At 42.0% G+C, this 22855-nt stretch carries 25 protein-coding genes and 1 other annotated feature; all 25 genes read right to left on the bottom strand.

The genetic code is table 11. The annotated features are described in order from the left end of the window. The 25 genes from rplV to rae1 all read right to left on the bottom strand — a co-directional run bounded on the left by rplV (position 1) and on the right by rae1 (position 22854). Positions 1 to 342 carry a 50S ribosomal protein L22 gene (gene rplV / locus ACQYAC_RS13845; protein WP_058015806.1) on the bottom strand — a complete coding sequence of 114 codons (342 nt, stop codon included), beginning with the start codon at positions 340 to 342 and terminating at the stop codon, positions 1 to 3. Between the two features lie 17 nt (positions 343 to 359). Then, a complete protein-coding gene (gene rpsS, locus ACQYAC_RS13840; protein WP_003216920.1) occupies positions 360 to 638 on the bottom strand; it encodes a 30S ribosomal protein S19 in 279 nt (92 codons plus the stop codon). A gap of 57 nt (positions 639 to 695) precedes the next feature. Beyond that, positions 696 to 1529 carry a 50S ribosomal protein L2 gene (rplB, locus tag ACQYAC_RS13835; RefSeq protein ID WP_003217065.1) on the bottom strand — a complete coding sequence of 278 codons (834 nt, stop codon included), beginning with the start codon at positions 1527 to 1529 and terminating at the stop codon, positions 696 to 698. Positions 1530 to 1557: 28 nt separating this feature from the next. Continuing rightward, on the bottom strand, positions 1558 to 1845 hold the full coding sequence (gene rplW / locus ACQYAC_RS13830; RefSeq protein ID WP_003217016.1) for a 50S ribosomal protein L23: 288 nt from the start codon (positions 1843 to 1845) through the stop codon (positions 1558 to 1560). Further along, entirely contained in the window at positions 1845 to 2468 is a 624-nt protein-coding gene (gene rplD / locus ACQYAC_RS13825) for a 50S ribosomal protein L4 (RefSeq protein ID WP_003217216.1), read from the bottom strand. Before rplD ends, rplW begins: the two co-directional genes overlap by 1 nt. 27 nt (positions 2469 to 2495) lie before the next feature. Then, positions 2496 to 3125, bottom strand: a complete 630-nt coding sequence (rplC, locus tag ACQYAC_RS13820) for a 50S ribosomal protein L3 (RefSeq protein ID WP_012008703.1) — start codon at positions 3123 to 3125, stop codon at positions 2496 to 2498. 37 nt (positions 3126 to 3162) lie between these two features. After that, positions 3163 to 3471 carry a 30S ribosomal protein S10 gene (rpsJ, locus tag ACQYAC_RS13815; RefSeq protein ID WP_003156464.1) on the bottom strand — a complete coding sequence of 103 codons (309 nt, stop codon included), beginning with the start codon at positions 3469 to 3471 and terminating at the stop codon, positions 3163 to 3165. Positions 3472 to 3689: 218 nt separating this feature from the next. Beyond that, positions 3690 to 4649: an alpha/beta fold hydrolase gene (locus ACQYAC_RS13810; RefSeq protein WP_429943476.1), complete on the bottom strand. Its 960-nt coding sequence runs from the start codon at positions 4647 to 4649 to the stop codon at positions 3690 to 3692. 109 nt (positions 4650 to 4758) lie between these two features. Continuing rightward, the gene (tuf, locus tag ACQYAC_RS13805) at positions 4759 to 5949 is read right to left on the bottom strand and encodes an elongation factor Tu (RefSeq protein ID WP_058015804.1); all 1191 of its coding nucleotides are present in this window, start codon (positions 5947 to 5949) and stop codon (positions 4759 to 4761) included. Positions 5950 to 6067: 118 nt separating this feature from the next. After that, a complete protein-coding gene (fusA, locus tag ACQYAC_RS13800) occupies positions 6068 to 8146 on the bottom strand; it encodes an elongation factor G (protein WP_050945820.1) in 2079 nt (692 codons plus the stop codon). Between the two features lie 54 nt (positions 8147 to 8200). Beyond that, positions 8201 to 8671 carry a 30S ribosomal protein S7 gene (gene rpsG / locus ACQYAC_RS13795; protein ID WP_003216884.1) on the bottom strand — a complete coding sequence of 157 codons (471 nt, stop codon included), beginning with the start codon at positions 8669 to 8671 and terminating at the stop codon, positions 8201 to 8203. Between the two features lie 120 nt (positions 8672 to 8791). Then, complete coding sequence (gene rpsL / locus ACQYAC_RS13790; RefSeq protein ID WP_003216962.1) at positions 8792 to 9211, bottom strand: 30S ribosomal protein S12; 420 nt, start codon at positions 9209 to 9211, stop codon at positions 8792 to 8794. 112 nt (positions 9212 to 9323) lie between these two features. Beyond that, positions 9324 to 9572 carry a 50S ribosomal protein L7ae-like protein gene (locus ACQYAC_RS13785; protein WP_003216985.1) on the bottom strand — a complete coding sequence of 83 codons (249 nt, stop codon included), beginning with the start codon at positions 9570 to 9572 and terminating at the stop codon, positions 9324 to 9326. 145 nt (positions 9573 to 9717) lie between these two features. Further along, a complete protein-coding gene (rpoC, locus tag ACQYAC_RS13780; RefSeq protein WP_429943475.1) occupies positions 9718 to 13317 on the bottom strand; it encodes a DNA-directed RNA polymerase subunit beta' in 3600 nt (1199 codons plus the stop codon). A 61-nt stretch (positions 13318 to 13378) separates the two neighbouring features. Then, positions 13379 to 16960 (bottom strand): DNA-directed RNA polymerase subunit beta, encoded by a 3582-nt coding sequence (rpoB, locus tag ACQYAC_RS13775; RefSeq protein WP_041815109.1) that lies wholly within the window; start codon positions 16958 to 16960, stop codon positions 13379 to 13381. A 255-nt stretch (positions 16961 to 17215) separates the two neighbouring features. Then, positions 17216 to 17821 (bottom strand): class I SAM-dependent methyltransferase, encoded by a 606-nt coding sequence (locus ACQYAC_RS13770; protein ID WP_429943474.1) that lies wholly within the window; start codon positions 17819 to 17821, stop codon positions 17216 to 17218. A gap of 97 nt (positions 17822 to 17918) precedes the next feature. Then, positions 17919 to 18284: a 50S ribosomal protein L7/L12 gene (rplL, locus tag ACQYAC_RS13765; RefSeq protein ID WP_008345418.1), complete on the bottom strand. Its 366-nt coding sequence runs from the start codon at positions 18282 to 18284 to the stop codon at positions 17919 to 17921. A gap of 41 nt (positions 18285 to 18325) precedes the next feature. Next, positions 18326 to 18826, bottom strand: coding sequence for a 50S ribosomal protein L10 (rplJ, locus tag ACQYAC_RS13760; RefSeq protein ID WP_003217048.1), 501 nt, complete (start codon positions 18824 to 18826; stop codon positions 18326 to 18328). Positions 18827 to 18895: 69 nt separating this feature from the next. Beyond that, positions 18896 to 19036, bottom strand: a sequence feature (ribosomal protein L10 leader region). 48 nt (positions 19037 to 19084) lie between these two features. Beyond that, complete coding sequence (gene rplA, locus ACQYAC_RS13755) at positions 19085 to 19783, bottom strand: 50S ribosomal protein L1 (protein WP_007496292.1); 699 nt, start codon at positions 19781 to 19783, stop codon at positions 19085 to 19087. A gap of 99 nt (positions 19784 to 19882) precedes the next feature. After that, the gene (gene rplK / locus ACQYAC_RS13750; RefSeq protein ID WP_003216956.1) at positions 19883 to 20308 is read right to left on the bottom strand and encodes a 50S ribosomal protein L11; all 426 of its coding nucleotides are present in this window, start codon (positions 20306 to 20308) and stop codon (positions 19883 to 19885) included. Positions 20309 to 20479: 171 nt separating this feature from the next. Further along, positions 20480 to 21013: a transcription termination/antitermination protein NusG gene (gene nusG / locus ACQYAC_RS13745; RefSeq protein ID WP_003217197.1), complete on the bottom strand. Its 534-nt coding sequence runs from the start codon at positions 21011 to 21013 to the stop codon at positions 20480 to 20482. A gap of 170 nt (positions 21014 to 21183) precedes the next feature. After that, positions 21184 to 21360, bottom strand: a complete 177-nt coding sequence (gene secE, locus ACQYAC_RS13740) for a preprotein translocase subunit SecE (RefSeq protein ID WP_003216942.1) — start codon at positions 21358 to 21360, stop codon at positions 21184 to 21186. A gap of 35 nt (positions 21361 to 21395) precedes the next feature. Beyond that, positions 21396 to 21545 (bottom strand): 50S ribosomal protein L33, encoded by a 150-nt coding sequence (rpmG, locus tag ACQYAC_RS13735; protein WP_012008694.1) that lies wholly within the window; start codon positions 21543 to 21545, stop codon positions 21396 to 21398. Between the two features lie 76 nt (positions 21546 to 21621). Beyond that, entirely contained in the window at positions 21622 to 22278 is a 657-nt protein-coding gene (gene sigH, locus ACQYAC_RS13730; RefSeq protein ID WP_003217132.1) for an RNA polymerase sporulation sigma factor SigH, read from the bottom strand. A 63-nt stretch (positions 22279 to 22341) separates the two neighbouring features. Beyond that, complete coding sequence (rae1, locus tag ACQYAC_RS13725) at positions 22342 to 22854, bottom strand: ribosome-dependent mRNA decay endonuclease Rae1/YacP (RefSeq protein ID WP_003216949.1); 513 nt, start codon at positions 22852 to 22854, stop codon at positions 22342 to 22344. Between the last annotated feature and the right edge of the window lies 1 nt (position 22855).

Here is a 22855-nt window from a genome sequence, read left to right as displayed (position 1 = left end):
TTATCCCTCCTTCTTTTCTGATACAACGATTGTAATGTGGCTAGTACGTTTGTTAATTGCGCTCGCACGACCCATAGCACGTGGACGGAATCTCTTAAGTGTTGGACCTTCGTCAACGAATGCTTGTGAAATCACTAGGCTGTTAGCGTCCAACTCGTAGTTGTGCTCAGCGTTTGCGATAGCAGATTTTAATACTTTTTCAATAATTGGTGAAGCAGCCTTAGGTGTAAGGTTTAAGATAGAAACTGCTTCTCCTACTTGCTTACCTCGGATCAGGTCCATTACTAGACGTGCTTTACGAGGAGCAATACGGACTGTTCTTGCGACAGCTTTAGCTTGCATTTAAAAGCCTCCTCTCATTAGCGTCTTGTTTTTTTATCGTCACTAGCATGACCTTTGTAAGTACGGCTTGGTGCGAATTCGCCCAATTTGTGACCTACCATATCTTCAGAAATGAAAACAGGTACATGTTTGCGTCCGTCATAGACAGCGATTGTGTGACCGATGAATTGTGGGAAAATTGTAGAACGACGAGACCAAGTTTTTACGACTTGCTTTTTGTCAGTTTCATTCAATTTCTCGACTTTAGCCATCAAATGATCATCAACAAATGGTCCTTTTTTTAAGCTGCGAGCCATTGTGGAACCTCCCTTCGTGATTGAACTACGGTCCTAAATGAACCGTAGACAACCCCGTTACTTGTTTTTACGACGACGTACAATGAATTTATCAGACTTGTTGGTTTTCTTACGAGTCTTGAATCCAAGAGTCGGTTTACCCCATGGAGACATTGGTGATTTACGTCCGATTGGAGCGCGTCCTTCACCACCACCGTGTGGGTGATCGTTAGGGTTCATTACAGAACCACGAACTGTTGGGCGTACGCCTTTCCAGCGTGAACGTCCAGCTTTACCGATGTTAATTAATTCGTGTTGCTCGTTTCCAACTTGACCGATAGTCGCACGGCAAGCAGAAAGAATCATACGAACTTCTCCTGAGTTCAAACGTACAAGAACGTATTTACCTTCTTTACCAAGAACTTGAGCAGAAGTACCAGCAGAACGAACTAATTGTCCACCTTTACCTGGTTTTAATTCAATGTTATGCACAACTGTACCAACTGGGATGTTGATAAGTGGAAGAGCGTTACCTGGTTTGATGTCAGATTCTGGTCCAGAAGTAACTTCAGTACCAACTTGGATTCCTTTCGGAGCAAGAATGTAACGTTTCTCACCATCTGCATAGTTTACAAGAGCGATGTTCGCTGAACGGTTTGGATCATACTCGATTGTAGCAACGCGTCCAGGTATACCGTCTTTATCACGCTTAAAGTCGATGATACGGTATTGACGTTTATGACCGCCACCTTGATGACGAACAGTCATTCTACCTTGGTTGTTACGTCCGCCTTTTCTGTGAAGCGGCGCAAGCAACGATTTTTCTGGTTTGTCAGTCGTGATTTCAGCAAAATCTGAAGTAGTCATGCCACGACGACCATTACTGGTTGGTTTATACTTTTTAATCGCCATTTTGAATTTCCCTCCTTCTTTTTAAGATTTACGCTTCAAAAATTTCGATTTCTTTGCTGTCAGCAGTTAATTTCACGATCGCTTTTCTGCGACGGCTAGTCATACCAGTGTAGCGTCCAACGCGTTTAGATTTTCCTTTGTAGTTTTGAACGTTGACTTTCTCAACTTTCACTCCAAAGATTTCTTCAACAGCATCTTTCACTTCTGTTTTGTTAGCTCTGACATCAACTTCGAACGTGTACTTCTTCTCTGTCATTAGATCAGCAGAACGTTCAGTAATGATAGGGCGCTTTAGAACATCACGAGGATCTTTCATTATGCAAGTCCCTCCTCTACTTTTTCAACCGCTGCTTTAGTGATCAGAAGTTTCTCGTGGTTGACAACGTCAAGAACGTTGATACCGTTAGCTTCAACAACTGTTACTCCAGGGATGTTACGAGCAGATAAAGCAACTGTTTCGTTTGCATCCGCAGTGACGATCAACGCTTTCTTCTCGACAGATAATCCTTTAAGGATGCCTGCGAATTCTTTCGTTTTCACTGCATCAAGAGTCAGATCTTCAAGAACGATGATGTTGTTGTCGATTACTTTAGAAGACAATACTGACTTGATAGCCAAGCGGCGAACTTTTTTAGGTAATTTATAAGAATAGCTGCGTGGTGTTGGACCGAATACGATACCGCCTCCGCGCCATTGTGGTGAACGGATAGAACCTTGACGAGCACGACCAGTACCCTTCTGTCTCCAAGGCTTACGACCTCCGCCACGTACTTCAGAACGAGTTTTTACTTTGTGAGTTCCTTGACGTAAGGAAGCTCTTTGCATAAGAATAGCATCGAATACTACGCTTTCGTTTGGCTCAATTCCAAACACAGAAGCGTTTAATTCGATTTCACCGTTAGTAGAACCGTTTTGGTTAAATAATGCTACTTTTGGCATGACTTGTTTCCTCCTTTCCTAAGAGAGTTATTTAGATTTAACTGCACTCTTTACAGTTACTAGAGATTTTTTAGCTCCTGGTACATTTCCTTTGATCAATAGAAGATTGCGTTCTGCATCAACTTTAACGATCTCAAGGTTTTGGACAGTGATTTGCTCTCCGCCCATACGACCTGGAAGAAGTTTACCTTTGAATACTCGGTTTGGATCAACAGGTCCCATTGAACCAGGACGACGGTGATAACGTGAACCGTGAGTCATTGGTCCGCGTGATTGTCCGTGGCGTTTGATAGCCCCTTGGAATCCTTTACCTTTTGATGTTCCTGTTACATCTACGATATCTCCATTTGCGAAAATATCAACTTTGACTTCCTGACCAACTTCATACGCATCTAACTCCGCACCGCGTAATTCTTTTACGAAGCGCTTAGGAGCAGTTTCCGCTTTAGCAACGTGGCCCTTCTCTGGTTTGTTAGAAAGCTTTTCACGTTTGTCGTCAAAACCGATTTGGATTGCTTCATAGCCATCCGTGTCAGTAGTCTTCTTTTGAAGAACAACGTTAGCAGCAGCCTCAACAACAGTTACAGGGATAAGATCACCGTTTTCTGCGAATACTTGCGTCATACCAATTTTTCTACCTAAGATTCCTTTGGTCATTAGTCACACCTCCTATAATATGTGTTTTCTATTTGAATTAAAGTTTGATTTCGATATCTACACCAGATGGTAAATCTAAACGCATAAGTGCATCAACTGTTTGTGGAGTTGGATTCACGATGTCGATTAGACGTTTGTGAGTACGCATCTCAAATTGCTCACGAGAATCTTTGTACTTATGCACCGCACGAAGGATTGTGTAAACTGATTTTTCAGTTGGAAGCGGAATTGGACCAGATACACTAGCACCAGAACGCTTAGCCGTTTCAACAATCTTCTCAGCAGATTGATCAAGAATTCTATGATCATATGCTTTTAAACGAATACGAATTTTTTGTTTTGCCATTATTTTCCCTCCTTTTCGCCTACTTACGTTAGACAGTTCTCCGTGAGAAAAACCTGATCACCTTGCCATGGCAAAGCGGCCGGGTGTGTCAGCAACCTCTCACTTCATCGCAGTCAAAGACCAACATGCACTATTGTACCAAATTGGCCTGCGTGTTGCAATAATAAATCTGATAAATTTATGATTTGCACACTTTTCATATTATACAGGGGTTGAACCTATAAATCAAGCTTTCCCTGAAGATGATGTACAGCAGTCTTTTTTATGGTACGAATAAATTCTTCTGGTTCTTCTAGATGCGGGGAATGTGCAGATTCTTTAAAGGTGAACCATTCTTTGATTGGTGCTGTTAATTTCTCAACATATGGTTTTGATACAGCAGCTGGTGTAATCATGTCATATTCACCAATGATAAAGTAACAAGGTATTAATATAGTAGAAACTCGGTATTCAATGCTCTCATTCATCAATTCATCCCATAGCATGTCCTGACTAAGCTTCTGTCCTTTCAGGAAATTCCACTTATCTTTGAGCTGATATTTCTTACTAAAAAGAAACCCGCGCAGCATTTGAATCAGCGGCCTCCACTTGTGTGTGAAACCTACGCTTCCGAGCTCTTTATATAGAGAGAACAGAGCATGAGCTGATATTCGTTTCCACGGAGGAGGCGTCAGTAATCGCAAACACCATGTAAACAACCGATTACGATGGTATTTATTCAAAAGAAGCTCGTACGACACAATATCCTCTTTTAAAACATCTACTACCTGACTAATTCCATAATAAGCATGATATAAATCTGGGCGCTTATGTACTGCTTGTATGGCGATTAATGATCCCCATGAATATCCGGCGATGTACAGTTTTGATTGACCTAGATATGAAAGGACCTTCTCTGTGAGTTCAATCGTATCTTCAATAAATTGCTGAATGGTCATGGAGCTATCGGGGAGATTCTTTTGATAGGAAAGTCCCGCACCTCGCTGATCCCAATGAACCACTGTAAAATCCCGATTAAGCCCCTCATGAAACGAATCAATATAACTGATTTGAGCGGAGCCGGGCCCACCGTGTACAAATAATAGAACAGGCTTCGTTTCACTTGTGTGATCTCCTTTAATCATAATCCATTGGTCAACTCCGCCGATTAACCATTTCTTCAAATATGTCTTCGCCATTCCAGTGATCCTCTCGGTTCCATTTATATTCTATAGCTTATAGTAGCCGTTCTGATCTGGAAAAGCAAAAAAAGAGACCCTTTGCAAGGAGTCTCTTTTATATGTTTTATTACTTAATGATAGTTGAAACGACGCCAGAACCTACAGTACGTCCACCCTCACGGATAGAGAAACGAGTTCCTTCTTCGATAGCGATAGTAGAGATAAGTTCAACTTCCATCTCAGTGTTATCGCCAGGCATTACCATTTCAGTACCTTCTGGAAGATGTACGATACCAGTTACGTCAGTTGTACGGAAGTAGAACTGCGGACGGTAGTTAGCGAAGAATGGAGTATGACGTCCACCCTCTTCTTTAGAAAGTACATAAACTTCAGCTTTGAAACGGCTATGTGGAGTGATTGTACCTGGTTTAGCAAGTACTTGACCACGTTGGATATCTTCACGAGATACACCACGAAGTAATGCACCGATGTTGTCACCAGCTTCAGCATAGTCAAGAAGCTTACGGAACATTTCAACACCTGTAACAGTTGTTTTACCATTGTCTTCTTGAAGACCGATGATTTCAACTTCGTCACCGACTTTAACTTGTCCACGCTCAACACGACCAGTAGCAACTGTTCCACGACCAGTGATTGAGAATACGTCCTCAACTGGCATCATGAATGGCTTGTCAGTGTCACGCTCTGGAGTTGGGATGTACTCATCAACCGCGTCCATAAGTTCAAAGATTTTTGCTTCGTAATCAGCATCTCCTTCAAGAGCTTTAAGAGCAGAACCTTTGATAACTGGAACATCGTCACCAGGGAAGTCATAGTCAGAAAGAAGGTCACGAACTTCCATTTCAACAAGTTCAAGTAACTCTTCATCGTCAACCATGTCACATTTGTTAAGGAATACTACGATGTATGGTACACCTACGTTACGAGAAAGTAGGATGTGCTCACGTGTTTGTGGCATTGGACCATCAGCAGCAGATACTACTAAGATCGCGCCGTCCATTTGAGCAGCACCAGTGATCATGTTTTTAACGTAGTCAGCGTGTCCTGGGCAGTCTACGTGTGCATAGTGACGAGTGTCTGTTTCATACTCGACGTGTGAAGTTGAGATTGTGATTCCACGCTCGCGCTCTTCTGGAGCACCATCGATTTGGTCATATCCCATAGCTGATCCTTTACCAGACTTCTTATGAAGAACTGTTGAGATAGCAGCAGTTAGAGTTGTTTTACCATGGTCAACGTGTCCAATTGTACCAATGTTAGCATGCGATTTGGAACGGTCGAATTTTTCTTTAGCCATTCTAAAAATCCTCCTTAAAGGTTCATTGTATTTGGTATAGAGTGATAGAAAGTGAAGAGTTACCTCTCACTTTCTGATCTTCAATAGTAGTTATACTTTAGTTTAAAGGCAAAATCAATTATTCACCTTTATTTTTTTTGATGATTTCTTCACTAATGCTCTTAGGCACTTCTTCGTAGTGATCCATGTGCATAGTGAAAGTACCGCGTCCTTGTGTGTTAGAACGGAGTGAAGTTGCATATCCGAACATTTCAGAAAGTGGAACCATTGCGCGAACAACTTGAGCGTTACCGCGAGCTTCCATACCTTCTACACGTCCACGACGAGATGTGATATCACCCATGATGTCTCCCATGTATTCTTCAGGGATAACGACTTCCACTTTCATCATTGGCTCAAGTAGAACTGGGTTACATTTGCTAACAGCATTTTTCAATGCCATAGATGCAGCAATTTTAAACGCCATTTCGTTCGAGTCAACATCGTGGTAAGATCCATCAAATAATTTAGCTTTGATGTCGATTAATGGGAATCCAGCTAATACACCATTTTCAAGTGAATCTTCAAGACCTGCTTGAATAGCTGGAATGTATTCACGAGGAACAACCCCACCGACGATTGCATTTTGGAATTCGAAGCCTGCGCCTTCTTCGTTTGGTTCGAATTCGATCCAAACGTGTCCGAACTGACCACGTCCACCAGACTGACGTACGAATTTACCTTCAACTTTTGCACCAGAACGGAATGTTTCACGGTACGCAACTTGAGGAGCTCCTACGTTAGCTTCAACCTTGAACTCACGCTTCATACGGTCAACAATGATATCAAGGTGAAGCTCACCCATACCAGAGATGATCGTTTGACCAGTTTCAGGGTTTGTTTGTGTACGGAATGTTGGATCCTCTTCAGCTAGTTTAGCTAAAGCGATACCCATTTTATCTTGGTCAGCCTTTGATTTAGGCTCGATTGCTACATCGATAACTGGCTCTGGGAATTCCATAGACTCAAGGATAACAGTATCTTTCTCGTCACAAAGAGTGTCACCAGTAGATGTATCTTTAAGACCAACAGCTGCTGCGATATCCCCTGCATATACAGTAGAGATTTCTTCACGGCTGTTTGCGTGCATTTGAAGGATACGTCCAACACGCTCACGCTTGTTCTTAGAAGAGTTCTTCACGTATGAACCTGAAGCAAGTGTTCCAGAGTATACGCGGAAGAAAGTTAGTTTCCCAACATAAGGGTCAGTCATAACTTTAAATGCAAGAGCTGCGAATGGTGCGTCATCAGTAGACTCACGAACAACCTCTTCATTTGAATCTGGCAGGATACCTTTGATTGCAGCAACATCAGTTGGTGCAGGAAGGTAATCAAGCACAGCATCAAGTACAAGCTGAACACCTTTATTTTTGAAAGCAGATCCAACAAGAACTGGGTAGAATTCAACATTCAATGTTCCTTTACGGATTGCAGCTTTCAATTCAGGAATTGTAATTTCTTCACCCTCAAGGTATTTTTCCATAAGCTCTTCATCAAGCTCAGCGACAGCTTCAATAAGGCTGTTGCGAAGCTCTTCAGCTTTGTCTTTATACTCAGCAGGGATTTCTTGTGCATCAGAGCGAGTTCCAAGGTCATCTTCGTAGAAGTATGCTACGTTATCTACAAGGTCGATGATTCCTTCGAATTGATCTTCAGCGCCGATCGGCAATTGAATTGCATGAGCGTTCGCTTGAAGACGATCTCTTAATGTGCCTACAGAGTAAAGGAAGTCCGCACCGGTTTTATCCATTTTGTTAACGAATACGATACGAGGTACTCCGTAAGTTGTTGCTTGGCGCCAAACTGTTTCAGTTTGTGGCTCTACACCTGATTGTGCATCAAGAACTGCTACCGCACCATCAAGTACACGTAAAGAACGTTCAACTTCAACAGTGAAGTCTACGTGTCCTGGTGTATCGATGATGTTTACACGGTAACCTTTCCATTGTGCTGTAGTAGCAGCAGAAGTGATTGTAATACCACGTTCTTGCTCCTGCTCCATCCAGTCCATTTGGGAAGCTCCTTCGTGAGTTTCACCAATTTTATGGATACGACCAGTGTAGTATAAGATACGCTCAGTCGTTGTCGTTTTACCGGCATCGATGTGAGCCATGATACCAATATTACGAGTTTTGTCTAAGGAGAACTCTCTTGCCATTGGGTAATTTCTCCTTCCTTATTAGGGAATAGTTTTTTTAGTTTGGTATAAATCCTACCAGCGGTAGTGAGCGAATGCTTTGTTCGCTTCTGCCATTTTGTGTGTATCTTCACGTTTCTTAACAGCAGCACCAGTGTTGTTAGCTGCGTCAAGGATTTCGTTAGCAAGACGCTCTTCCATCGTTTTTTCTCCACGAAGACGAGCGTAGTTTACTAACCAGCGAAGACCTAAAGTAGTACGACGGTCTGGGCGAACTTCTACAGGAACTTGGTAGTTAGCTCCACCTACACGACGTGCTTTAACTTCAAGAACTGGCATGATGTTTTTCAAGGCTTGTTCGAAAACCTCCATCGCTTCATTACCAGTACGTTCTTTGATGATATCAAATGACTTGTAGAGAATTGTTTGTGACTTTCCTCTTTTACCGTCGATCATCATTTTGTTGATCAAACGAGATACAAGTTTAGAATTGTAAATTGGATCTGGCAATACGTCTCTTTTTGCTACAGGACCTTTACGTGGCATCTGATAGCCTCCCTTCTCATTTAAAAGGATTTCTATCTGTCTCTCATCTCAATATCATTGTCAGTTACCTGACTCCACTGATCTGATATCAACTTCTAAAAACCCTTATGTTTGTTTGTATTATTTGCTTTGTTTAGGGCGTTTTGTTCCGTATTTAGAACGTCCTTGCATACGACCGTCAACTCCGGCAGTATCAAGCGCACCACGAACGATGTGGTAACGTACACCCGGTAAGTCTTTTACACGTCCGCCACGGATAAGTACTACACTGTGCTCTTGTAGATTATGTCCGATACCAGGAATGTAAGCTGTTACCTCAATCAGGTTAGACAAACGTACACGAGCATATTTACGTAGTGCTGAGTTTGGTTTTTTCGGTGTCATTGTACCGACACGAGTACAAACCCCGCGCTTCTGTGGAGATGTTACGTTAGTGTGCTCTTTTTTGAAACTGTTGTATCCTTTGTTAAGTGCAGGAGACTTTGAGTTTTCAACTTTACTCACGCGTCCTTTGCGTATTAGCTGATTAATTGTAGGCATGTTGTTATTCCTCCCTTCGTTGCTTTTTTTATAACCCACATACCCAGGTGGTTCATTAAAAGGCAAAAAACAATGCTTTTGCATTTACACATGCAAAAACAAAACAAGTACGCTATAACATAATGGCAACAGCTGCTGCCCCAACTTCAATTCCGCAGGCTTTGCCGAGCTTTTTCATGGAATCTACCACTAAAATGTCTACACCCTTCTCTTGCGCTAGTTTTGTTACACTAGCTGTTAAAGCAGGATCAGCATCTTTCGCTACGACGATTTCCTTTACTGAATCTCGTTTCAGAGCTTTTACTGTTTGCTTCGTACCAATAATAATGGATTGAGCCTGTGATACTTTATCATAAGACATCGAATATCCTCCAAAGTAACAGGTTTTATTTTGAGCACCTTGGTTATATTATCATCATGGAAGAAGGATGTCAATATCATATGACAGATTATCTTGACATCCTTCACCATTTTTTGATGATTTTATAGGAATCTCACGAGAAAGATTACTCTACAGGAACCATATCGTCAGACGGCTGCACTTGTGAAACCGGCTTAACTTTACGGTAGTTTGGCATTCCTGTTCCAGCTGGAACAAGTTTACCGATGATAACATTCTCTTTCAAGCCAAGCAGTTCATCACGTTTTCCTTTGATCGCCGCATCTGTTAGGACACGAGTCGTTTCTTGGAAGGATGCTGCAGACAAGAATGAGTCTGTTTCAAGCGATGCTTTTGTAATACCAAGAAGAACTGGGCGGCCTGTTGCAGGGCGCTTGCCTTCGAATAGTACTTTTTTGTTCGCTTCAGTGAATTGATGTACATCAAGAAGTGTGCCTGGTAATACATCTGTATCCCCTGCATCAGCGACACGCACTTTACGAAGCATTTGGCGAACCATTACCTCAACGTGCTTATCTCCGATTTCTACCCCTTGCATACGGTATACTTTTTGTACTTCATGAAGCAGATATTCTTGAACAGCTGTCATGTCAGTCACTTTAAGAAGTTCTTTCGGATCGATCGAACCTTCTGTCAGTACTTGACCACGAGTGACTTTGTCACCTTCAACAACTTTCAGACGTGCATTGTAAGGAGCTGTGTAAGAACGAGTTTCAACGTCGCCTTGAACCACAATTTCCTGCTGCTTGTCACGAACATCGTTAATTTCAGCAACGACACCATCAATTTCAGAAATGGTCGCTTGCCCTTTCGGATTACGCGCTTCAAATAGCTCTTGGATACGAGGTAAACCTTGTGTGATATCGTCTCCTGCTACCCCACCGGTGTGGAACGTACGCATTGTAAGCTGTGTTCCTGGCTCACCGATTGATTGAGCAGCGATGATTCCAACTGCTTCACCGACTTCAACGTCAGTTCCAGTTGCAAGGTTACGGCCGTAGCATCGTTTACATACACCATGAGGCGTGTTACATGTAAATGCAGAACGGATCCATACTTCCTCAATTCCTGCTTCAACTACTTCAAGTGCTTTATCTTCATCAATTAGTTCGTTTTCATCAACAATGACTTCGCCCGTTTCAGGATGAACAATTGGTTTTCTTGCAAAACGTCCAATTAGACGTTCTTCAAGTTTCTCAATAATTTCATTTCCTTCTCTAAGGGACTTCGCCAAGATACCACGGTCTGTACCGCAATCTGTTTCACGGATGATAACATCCTGTGCAACGTCGACGAGACGACGCGTGAGGTAACCTGAGTCAGCTGTTTTAAGGGCTGTATCGGCAAGACCTTTACGCGCTCCGTGAGTGGAAATAAAGTATTCCAATACGGTTAAACCTTCACGGAAACTAGATTTGATCGGAAGTTCGATAATACGTCCAGCTGGGTTGGCCATCAGACCACGCATACCAGCCAGCTGAGTGAAGTTAGATGCGTTACCACGCGCTCCAGAGTCACTCATCATGTAGATTGGGTTGACTTCATCAAGGGACTTCATCAGTTTACCTTGGATAACATCTTTAGAAGAACTCCAGATCGAAATGACTCTCTCGTAACGCTCTTCTTCAGTAATCAAACCACGTCTGAATTGCTTCATGACGTTATCTACTTTTGCTTGCGCTTCTTCGAGGATCTTCTCTTTATCATCTAATACGACGATATCAGAAACCCCAACCGTAATACCCGCTTTAGTAGAGTATTTGAAACCAAGATTTTTCATGCGGTCAAGCATTTTAGATGTCTCAGTGATATGGAATCTCTTAAAGATTTCCGCAATGATTTTACCTAAAATACCTTTTTTGAACGGCGCATTGATTTCTTGTTTCTCGATCGCCGCTTTGACATCTTCACCTTTTTCAAGGAAGAAGCGGTCAGGCGTTTTTTCTTCAATATTGCTCTTTGTCGGCTCATTCATGTAAGGGAATGATTCCGGTAAGATTTCGTTAAAGATCAGTTTTCCAACTGTTGTAATCAACAATTTAGAACGCTGTTCATCAGTGAATGTCACATTCTTCAACGAGTTAGCTGCAACAGCTACACGTGTATGAAGATGCACATACCCATTTTGATAAGCTAGAAGGGCTTCGTTCGTATCTTTGAAGACCATACCTTCTCCGATAGCACCTTTACGCTCAAGTGTAAGGTAGTAGTTACCAAGCACCATATCCTGAGATGGCGTAACAACAGGTTTTCCATCTTTCGGGTTCAAAATGTTTTGAGCAGCAAGCATTAAGATACGAGCTTCAGCTTGAGCCTCAGCAGATAATGGTACGTGAACCGCCATTTGGTCACCGTCAAAGTCAGCGTTGTAGGCTGTACATACAAGTGGATGCAGACGAATTGCGCGTCCTTCCACAAGTGTAGGTTCAAACGCTTGAATACCAAGTCTGTGAAGAGTCGGTGCACGGTTTAGTAAGACTGGGTGCTCGCGAATCACTGATTCTAAAACATCCCATACTTCTGGCTGCACGCGCTCAATTTTACGCTTCGCACTCTTGATGTTGTGAGCTAAACCTTTTTCAACAAGCTCCTTCATCACGAATGGTTTGAATAATTCAAGAGCCATTTCTTTCGGAAGTCCACACTGATACATTTTCAAATGTGGTCCTACGACGATAACGGAACGTCCAGAATAGTCAACACGTTTACCAAGCAAGTTTTGGCGGAAACGTCCTTGTTTCCCTTTCAGCATATGAGAAAGAGATTTCAATGGTCTGTTTCCTGGTCCTGTTACTGGTCGGCCTCTACGTCCATTATCAATCAAGGCATCGACAGCTTCTTGAAGCATACGCTTCTCGTTCTGAACGATGATGCTTGGCGCGCCAAGATCTAATAAACGTTTCAGACGATTGTTACGGTTGATGACACGACGATAAAGGTCGTTTAAGTCAGAAGTAGCAAAACGTCCACCATCAAGCTGAACCATTGGACGTAATTCTGGCGGAATAACCGGAAGTACATCAAGAATCATCCATGATGGTTTGTTTCCTGAGTTACGGAAGGCTTCTAGCACTTCAAGGCGTTTAATCGCACGTGTACGACGCTGTCCTTGAGCAGTTTTCAGCTCTTCTTTCAGTGTATCTACTTCTTTGACAAGATCGATATCTTGAAGAAGTTTATTGATTGCTTCTGCACCCATAGCTGCTGAGAATGTATTACCGTATTTATCTAAATAAGCACGGAATTCCTTCTCAGAAAGAAGTTGTTTCTTCTCAAGCGGTGTGTTGCCCGGATCTGTCACAACGTAAGAAGCGAAGTAAATCACTTCTTCTAACGCACGTGGTGACATATCAAGAACAAGACCCATACGGCTTGGGATACCTTTGAAATACCAAATGTGGGAAACTGGGGCAGCCAGTTCAATATGCCCCATTCTCTCACGACGGACTTTTGCCCGTGTTACTTCTACACCACAACGGTCACATACAACACCCTTATAACGAACGCGTTTATACTTTCCACAATGACATTCCCAGTCTTTTTGCGGTCCGAAGATACGTTCACAAAAGAGACCATCTTTTTCAGGTTTCAGTGTACGATAGTTAATCGTTTCAGGCTTTTTCACTTCACCAAAAGACCAAGAACGGATTTTATCAGGTGATGCGAGACCGATGTTCATATACTCAAAATTGTTCACATCTAGCAAGGGGCCTACCTCCCTTTTAATCTTCGGGTTATACCCTAGTCACTTGCTCTAATCGTTTCTGCTATTCTTTTGTGACTGCGTCACGTTCAAGATCGACAGGTGCGAGGTCTGCAGCATCTTCGTCATTAGATAACGCTAATCCGTCTGCTTTCTTCGTTTCCTCATCGTCTTCTAAATCTCTCATTTCTATCTCTTCTTCATCGCCAGATAGGATTTTGACATCCATACCTAAACTTTGAAGTTCTTTGATTAACACTTTGAATGATTCAGGGACACCTGGTTCAGGGACGTTATCCCCTTTGACGATGGCTTCGTATGTTTTCACACGACCCACAACGTCATCCGATTTAACTGTTAAGATCTCTTGAAGTGTGTATGCTGCACCGTAAGCTTCAAGTGCCCATACTTCCATCTCTCCGAAACGCTGACCACCAAACTGTGCTTTACCGCCAAGTGGCTGCTGCGTAACAAGTGAGTATGGACCAGTTGAACGTGCGTGAAGTTTATCGTCAACCATGTGAGCCAGTTTGATCATGTACATGATTCCGACTGATACACGGTTATCGAATGGTTCGCCAGTTCGACCGTCATAAAGGACTGTTTTCGCATCACGAGACATACCTGCTTCTTCAAGCGTTTCCCAAACATCTTCCTCACGCGCACCATCAAATACTGGTGACGCAATGTGGATGCCAAGGTAACGTGCAGCCATACCCATATGAAGCTCAAGTACCTGACCGATGTTCATACGAGATGGTACCCCTAGAGGGTTTAACATGATATCAATCGGTGTTCCATCTGGAAGATACGGCATATCTTCTTCTGGAAGGATTTTAGAGATAACCCCTTTGTTACCATGTCGTCCGGCCATTTTGTCACCTTCAGAAATTTTACGCTTCTGAACGATGTATACGCGGACTAACTGGTTAACACCCGGAGGTAATTCATCTCCATCTTCACGGTTAAAGACTTTGACGTCGTGGATAATTCCGCCGCCGCCGTGTGGAACACGTAGAGACGTATCACGTACTTCACGAGCCTTTTCACCGAAGATTGCATGTAATAGACGTTCTTCAGCTGTTAGTTCTGTTACACCTTTAGGCGTTACTTTCCCTACAAGAAGGTCTCCGTCTTTTACTTCTGCACCGATACGGATGATTCCACGCTCGTCAAGGTTGCGTAAAGCATCTTCCCCAACGTTTGGAATATCACGAGTGATTTCTTCCGGTCCAAGCTTTGTATCACGAGCTTCTGATTCATATTCTTCAATATGAATCGACGTGTAGACGTCATCTTTTACAAGGCGCTCACTCATGATGATCGCATCCTCGTAGTTATAACCGTCCCAAGTCATGAAGCCGACCATGACGTTACGTCCTAGAGCCAATTCACCTTTTTCCATTGAAGGACCGTCTGCAAGGATTTCTCCTTTTACGACTTCATCTCCAACACTTACGATTGGACGCTGGTTGTAGCAAGTCCCTTGGTTAGAGCGGACAAATTTCAGCAAGCTGTATTTGTCTAGGTTTCCTTTGACTTGTTGTCCGTCGACATCTTCATAGCGGCGAACCCAAATATTTTTTGCTTCAACACGTTCTACAACACCTGGGTAGCGGCAGATGACAGCAGCACCAGAGTCTTTACCTGATACATACTCCATACCTGTACCAACAATCGGTGATTCCGGCTGCATCAAAGGTACAGCCTGACGTTGCATGTTCGCTCCCATTAGAGCACGGTTAGAGTCATCGTTTTCTAAGAATGGAATACATGCTGTCGCTGCAGAAACAACCTGCTTTGGCGAAACGTCCATGTAGTCAACGCGGTTTCGAGGAACAACGGTGTTTTCCCCTCTGAAACGAGCAATGATATTATCATCGATAAACGAACCATCATCAGCTAGAAGAGCGTTCGCTTGTGCTACTACGTAGTTATCCTCTTCATCAGCAGTTAAGTAGTCGATTCTCGGTGTCACTTTACCAGTTTCAGGATCAACCCTGCGGTAAGGCGTTTCAATAAAGCCGAAACGATTCACTTTTGCAAATGAAGATAGAGAGTTGATCAAACCAATGTTTGGACCCTCTGGTGTTTCAATCGGACACATACGACCATAGTGAGAGTAGTGAACGTCACGAACTTCCATTCCTGCACGCTCACGTGTCAAACCACCAGGCCCAAGCGCTGACAGACGACGTTTGTGCGTCAATTCAGCAAGCGGGTTCGTTTGATCCATGAACTGAGAAAGCTGAGAACTACCAAAGAACTCTTTGATAGAAGCGATCACAGGACGAATATTGATTAGTTGCTGAGGTGTGATCGTGTTTGTGTCTTGGATCGACATTCTTTCACGAACAACACGCTCCATTCTGCTTAAACCAATACGGAATTGGTTCTGCAGAAGCTCACCTACAGAACGCAGTCGACGATTACCAAGGTGATCGATATCATCTGTGTCACCTACACCATGAAGAAGGTTGAAGAAGTAACTGATCGATGCAATGATGTCAGAAGGCGTGATGTTTTTCACAGCTTCCTCTACGTATGCATTCCCGATCACGTTGATCACTTGCTCGCCTTCTTGATCAGACGGTGCATAAATCTTAATAGATTGAAGTTCTACTTCATCTTCTACTACGCCACCATTTGGATATAGCTTTCTAAATCCGATGCCGTTTTCTAAGTATGGAAGAACTTTATCAAGAACTCTTCTGTCTAAAATTTGACCTTTTTCTGCTAGAATTTCACCTGTTTCAGGGTCAACTAACGTCTCAGCCAATTTTTGATTGAACAGTCTATTTTTAATATGAAGCTTTTTATTAATCTTGTAGCGTCCAACATTTGCCAGGTCATATCTCTTCGGATCGAAGAAGCGAGAGTCTAACAGGCTTTTCGCATTTTCAACAGTTGGCGGCTCTCCAGGACGGAGGCGCTCGTAGATTTCGAGAAGTGCTTTATCCGCATTCTCTGTATTGTCTTTTTCCAGCGTGTTGCGTAAGTATTCATTCTCGCCAATGAGGTCAAGAATCTCTTGATCAGAGCTGAAGCCGAGAGCACGCAAAAGAACCGTAACCGGCAACTTACGTGTGCGATCGATGCGTACATAGACTACATCCTTCGCATCAGTTTCGTATTCTAACCATGCGCCACGGTTTGGAATGACAGTCGCAGTAAAACCTTTTTTACCGTTTTTGTCTACTTTACCACTGAAATATACACTTGGAGAACGTACTAACTGAGAAACGATTACACGTTCCGCACCGTTAATGATAAAAGTACCTGTGTCTGTCATGATTGGGAAATCACCCATGAACACATCTTGGTCTTTTACTTCTCCAGTTTCTTTGTTAATTAAACGAACTTTTACTCTTAGTGGAGCAGAGTAAGTTACATCACGTTCTTTTGATTCTGCTACAGGATACTTAGGATCCCCTAGGCTGTAATCAATGAATTCAAGAGAAAGGTTACCAGTAAAATCCTCAATTGGGGATATATCTTGAAACATCTCTCTAAGACCCTCATCAAGAAACCACTGATAAGAAGAGGTTTGAATTTCAATGAGATTTGGTAATTCTAACACTTCGCTTATGCGTGCGTAGCTTCTGCGCTGGCGGTGTCGTCCATACTGAACTAGTTGACCTGTCAACTGATTCACCCCTCAAATCATGCGTATTATATGTGTAAAAAGTATTTCAGCCTTTCAAATGTCAGTAAAGAAATACTTTTACAAGACAAAAGAAAAAAGGGTTTCTAAAATAAGAAAACCACATCCAAAAACAAATACCGATTTTATTAGTTTTCCCAAGTATGCATAATTTATACAAAATAGTTGTTTTTTAAGCCTATCAAGCAAAATATACACATTGGCATTTTATAATGTTAACACAGCTAGGAAACTGCGTCAAACTTTTTTAGCTTTGATAATATAGTAGCCCTTTTTTTTCAATACAACTTCGACTTCTCCAAAGAGCTGTTCTAATTTCTCAATCGTAGATGGTCCGCCCTGCTTTTTCTGAATAACCACCCACAACTCACCTTTCGGCAATAAATGATCAGCACTTTTTTCAAAGATCGCATGTACAACTTTCTTTCCTGCCCGTATTGGGGGATTGGTCAGTATAGAGGCAAAAGCAGCTGATGAATGAACATTCGAGAACAAATCACTTTGATAGATGCGGACATTATCAATGCGATTATGTTTAGCGTTTTCCTTTGAAAGTTCGACTGCTCTTTCGTTCACATCAATCATATGAATGGTGCGGCTCGTCATTTCGTTTGCTAACGATAAGCCAATCGGTCCATAACCGCAACCGACATCTAAGACATCGCCATCCACGTCAGGTTCTTCAAAAGCTTCAATTAAAAGCCTCGAACCAAAGTCGACTTCTTTCTTAGAAAACACTCCACTGTCACTTGTAAAAGTATAGGTACGGTTTCTCAAGGTGAAGTCCCATGTCTGTTTATTGCTTTTCACTGATGGCTTTTCCGTATAATAGTGGTCACTCATGGTGAATTGGACCTCCTCTGGATTCAATCGTTTCAGGAGAATAGAAAAGAAAAAGCCCGCCAGTAAAAGCGAGCTTTCCCAAAAGATTAGGCGAAGATTACTTAACTTCTACAGAAGCGCCAACTTCTTCAAGCTTAGCTTTAAGTTCTTCAGCTTCTTCTTTAGCAATACCTTCTTTAAGTGGTTTTGGAGTGTTGTCAACAAGTTCTTTAGCTTCTTTCAAGCCAAGACCAGTGATTTCACGAACCACTTTGATAACTTTGATTTTTTGGTCTCCAGCACCAGCAAGTACTAGATCAAAATCAGTTTTTTCTTCAGCAGCAGCACCGCCACCAGCAGCTACAGCTACAGGAGCAGCAGCAGTTACGCCAAATTCTTCTTCGATTGCTTTTACTAAGTCGTTTAACTCAAGTACAGTTGCTTCTTTAACTGAAGCAATGATTTCTTCGATATTTAAAGCCATTTGTAATTCCTCCATTTTAAGTTTTTTACGTCAAGTACGCATTAAGCGCCTTGTTCTTCTTTTTGATCTGCAACTGCTTTAGTAGCAAGAGCAAGGTTACGAACTGGAGCTTGAAGAACGCTAAGCAACATAGATAGTAAGCCTTCGCGAGACGGAAGTTCCGCAAGAGCCTTCACTTCTTCTACAGTCGCTACGTTTCCTTCGATGACACCAGCTTTGATTTCTAAAGCTTCGTGGCTTTTCGCAAATTCGTTGATGATTTTCGCAGGTGCGATAACATCTTCGTTACTGAATGCGATAGCGTTTGGACCTGTTAAGAAATCGTTTAAACCCGTTAGTTCAACTTGTTCAACTGCACGGCGAGTCAAAGTATTTTTGTAAACTTTGAATTCTACGCCAGCGTCACGAAGCTGTTTACGAAGTTCAGTCACTTCAGAAACTGAAAGACCGCGGTAATCTACAATGACAGTAGACATACTATCTTTAAATTTAGAAGTAATTTCATCAACGACAACTTTTTTTGTATCGATTGCATTGCTCATGGTTACACCTCCTGTACATTGTTTGTGTAACACTTATACCGATCAGGCCATCACGTTCCTAACGAACGGTTCTCCATATAAAAAGCCTCCATTAAGACATGGAGGCTGTATATACAAGCATACGTTAACGTAAGACTGTGACATATACACCTCGGCGGGTTAATTAAGCCATAAGGCCCCTGCTGTCTACGGTATAAATGGACATATTCTATTTTACAACATTTTGATATTATCAAAATGATTGTGATAAGTCAAGATTTATTTTGCAGAGAAAGAAGATGGATCCACTTTCACGCCAGGGCCCATAGTAGATGTAACAGAAACGTTTTTCACGTATACACCTTTAGCCGCTGCAGGTTTTGCTTTAAGGATTGTGTCATAGATTGTTGCAAAGTTCTCAACAAGCTTTTCGTCCTCGAAAGAAACCTTTCCGATTGGCGCGTGGATGTTACCAGCTTTATCAACGCGGTATTCTACTTTACCAGCTTTGATTTCATTGATTGCTTTTTCTACTTCGAATGTAACAGTTCCTGTTTTAGGGTTTGGCATAAGACCTTTTGGTCCAAGTACACGACCGATCTTACCAACTTCACCCATCATGTCAGGTGTCGCAACGATTACATCGAATTCAAACCAGCCTTGTTGGATTTTAGTGATATAATCAGAATCTCCAACGTAGTCTGCTCCAGCAGCTTCTGCTTCTTTTGCTTTTTCGCCTTTAGCGAACACAAGAACGCGTTGAGTTTTACCAGTTCCGTTAGGAAGTACAACTGCACCGCGGATTTGTTGATCGTTTTTACGAGGGTCTACGCCCAAACGAAAAGCAACTTCTACAGTCGCATCAAATTTCGCTGTATTTGCTTTTTTTGTAAGAGAAACAGCTTCAGCTACATCATACGCTTTAGTACGTTCGATCAACTTAGCAGCTTCTACATACTTTTTACCTTTTTTAGCCATTATAAAAATCCTCCTTATGTGGTTTTAGCGGAATAACCTCCCACGAATAAGGGTTGCGAACTTGTCAAAACCAAACTCGCAACCCAACAAGACAATAAATTAATCTTCGATGACAATACCCATACTGCGTGCAGTACCTTCAACCATGCGCATAGCTGATTCAACGCTAGCAGCGTTTAAGTCAGGCATTTTTGTTTCCGCGATTTCGCGTACTTTATCACGCTTAACAGTTGCCACTTTATTACGGTTAGGTTCACCAGAACCAGACTCAATACCAGCTGCTTTTTTAAGTAAAACTGCAGCAGGTGGAGTTTTAGTAATAAATGTAAATGAACGGTCTTCAAAAACCGAAATTTCAACAGGAATGATAAGACCAGCTTGGTCAGCTGTACGAGCATTAAACTCCTTACAGAATCCCATGATATTAACACCGGCTTGACCTAGTGCAGGTCCAACTGGTGGAGCTGGGTTAGCTTTTCCAGCAGGAATTTGCAATTTAACAACTTTAACTACTTTTTTAGCCACGAGACACACCTCCTTAAAGTCCGTGATGTGGTAATAGGGGAATCCCCCTCCCACTCAACAACTTCATTCTTTATATGAATGACGAAATAACTAGCTAGCGATCTTGAGCGAACTCAAGACGTACCTTTGCTATATTACCACTTCTATACACTCATTTCAAGCTCTTTTGAATTACAATTTATCGATCTGCGTGAACTCAAGTTCCACGGGTGTTTCTCTACCAAACATATTAACGAATACTTTGACTTTGCTTTTATCGTAATCAATCTCTTCGATAGAGCCTGTGAAGTTAGCAAATGGTCCGTCGATGACCTTGACTGTTTCTTTCAATTCAAAGTCGATTTCTGTTTTGCGTTCTTCAAGGCCCATTCTCTTCAGAATGGTTTCAGCTTCGCCTGGCAGCAGCGCTGTCGGCTTCGAGCCTGATCCAGCTGATCCAACGAATCCTGTGACACCTGGTGTATTACGAACAACATACCAAGAGTCGTCAGTCATCACGATTTCCACTAGGACATAGCCAGGGAATACTTTCTTTTTGACAACTTTTTTCTTACCATTTTTAATATCTGTTTCTTCTTCTTCTGGTACGACAACGCGGAAGATCTTATCTTGCATGCCCATTGATTCGACACGCTTTTCCAGGTTCGCTTTTACTTTGTTTTCATAGCCAGAGTACGTATGCACAACATACCAATTCTTTTCCATTTCGTTCAGGACTATTCAGTCCTTCCCTCCCCACATTTCGTAATGTCTATTTGACGAATCTCGAGTACCGGTAAATATTTTCAAGCAATTGAAAAAACCCGTAAAACGGGTTTTTTGGCAAGTCATATTATGATCTATTATAGCACGTTCAGCAGACCATTATTCAAGTATTAATGAATTAATTCGATTAATTGTGAGATTCCTATATCAAGAAAAGAGAAAAAGATTGCAAAGAATACGACTGTTAAAATAACAGTGATTGTGTAACGAATCATTTCGTTTTTCTTTGGCCAGCTGACCTTCTTCATTTCTTTTCCGACACTTTTTAAGAAACTGATAATACGCATTGTAAAAGACCTCCACAGATTAAAGAACGCAAATCTTACTTCGTTTCTAAATGTGTTTTATGTGAATTACAAGTCTTGCAATATTTCTTAACTTCTAATCTTTCAGCTGCTGAAGCATCACTTTTCATTGTCGTATAATTGCGGCTTCCGCAGTCTTTACAGGCTAGAGTAATCTTTTTCCTCATATTTACACCTATTTTCTCGACATCATTTCCTTAGTACCTTATCACAGTGTCGAAAAAGCTGTCAATATAGGTTTGATTAGAGACTAATCTCGCGAAGCTCTAAATATTTCTCTAATTTTCTCTTTACTCTTTGGAGTGCGTTATCAATTGATTTCACATGACGGTTTAAATCTTCAGAAATCTCTTGATAGGATCTGCCATCAAGGTAAAGCACAAGAACCTTTCTTTCCAGCTCGCTTAGTAGTTCACCCATCTTCATTTCGATATCATCAAATTCTTCTTTGCTAATGATTAAATCTTCTGGGTTAAGCGCTTTAGCACCGGAAATGACGTCCAACAATGTTCTGTCTGATTCTTCATCATATATTGGCTTATCTAATGATACATAGGAATTTAACGGGATATGTTTTTGGCGAGTAGCTGTTTTAATTGCGGTGATAATTTGGCGGGTAATACATAATTCTGCAAAAGCCTTAAATGAAGTAAGCTTGTCCTCTCTGAAATCGCGGATAGACTTATAAAGTCCGATCATCCCTTCTTGGACAATATCCTCTCGATCCGCTCCAATCAAGAAATAAGATCTTGCTTTTGCACGTACAAAATTGCGGTATTTCGTTATTAAGTAATCTAGCGCATCACTATCTCCGACATGAACCCTTTCAATGACTTGTTCATCTTCCAACTGGCAAAATTGCTCTCTGATGGATTTATCCTTGCTGTTGTTTAGATTCACTTCGATCCCCCCGACCGCACCTAGATAGAAATATTATACATTAATGGTTGAAATATCGTCAAGCTATTCTAGATTCCCACGCCGCCATTTTTCAAACGTTTTCAATACATCTTCTGACAATTCAATCTTGGATGCTGGTTTATCAGAAGTAATCTTTTTGACTCTCGTTTCAATCTTTCGTTCGATCACTTCAATCTCTCTTAAAAGCTCTCGAGCCGACTTCCGAAGAGCTCCTTGTCCAAAGATTGCCCATTGTTCTGTAAAGTCTGAGGTCGCCACATGAATCTGCGTCCGAATATTATTCAAATCCTGGGCAAGCTTTTCAATCCGCTCATCAGCTGTTTCATTCTCTCTCGTAAAGATGACCTCTACCCGGTGATTGATCCGCTTTTTTTCGATTCCTTTGACCATATGGGCATCGAATACGACAATGACTCGATACCCTGTGTATGCTTGATATTCTGCTAAATTTTGAATCAGTATGTCTCTGGCTTCTTCAAAGCTGTTTTCCTTTAGGTGCTGCAGCCGCGGCCATGCACCTATCATGTTGTATCCATCGACTAAGAGGATGTCCATC

The organism is Bacillus sp. MM09(2025) (assembly GCF_050496725.1).
Classification (GTDB): domain Bacteria; phylum Bacillota; class Bacilli; order Bacillales; family Bacillaceae; genus Bacillus; species Bacillus pumilus.
Note: the sequence above shows the minus strand (reverse complement) of the source record. Positions and strands in the feature narration are given on the sequence as shown.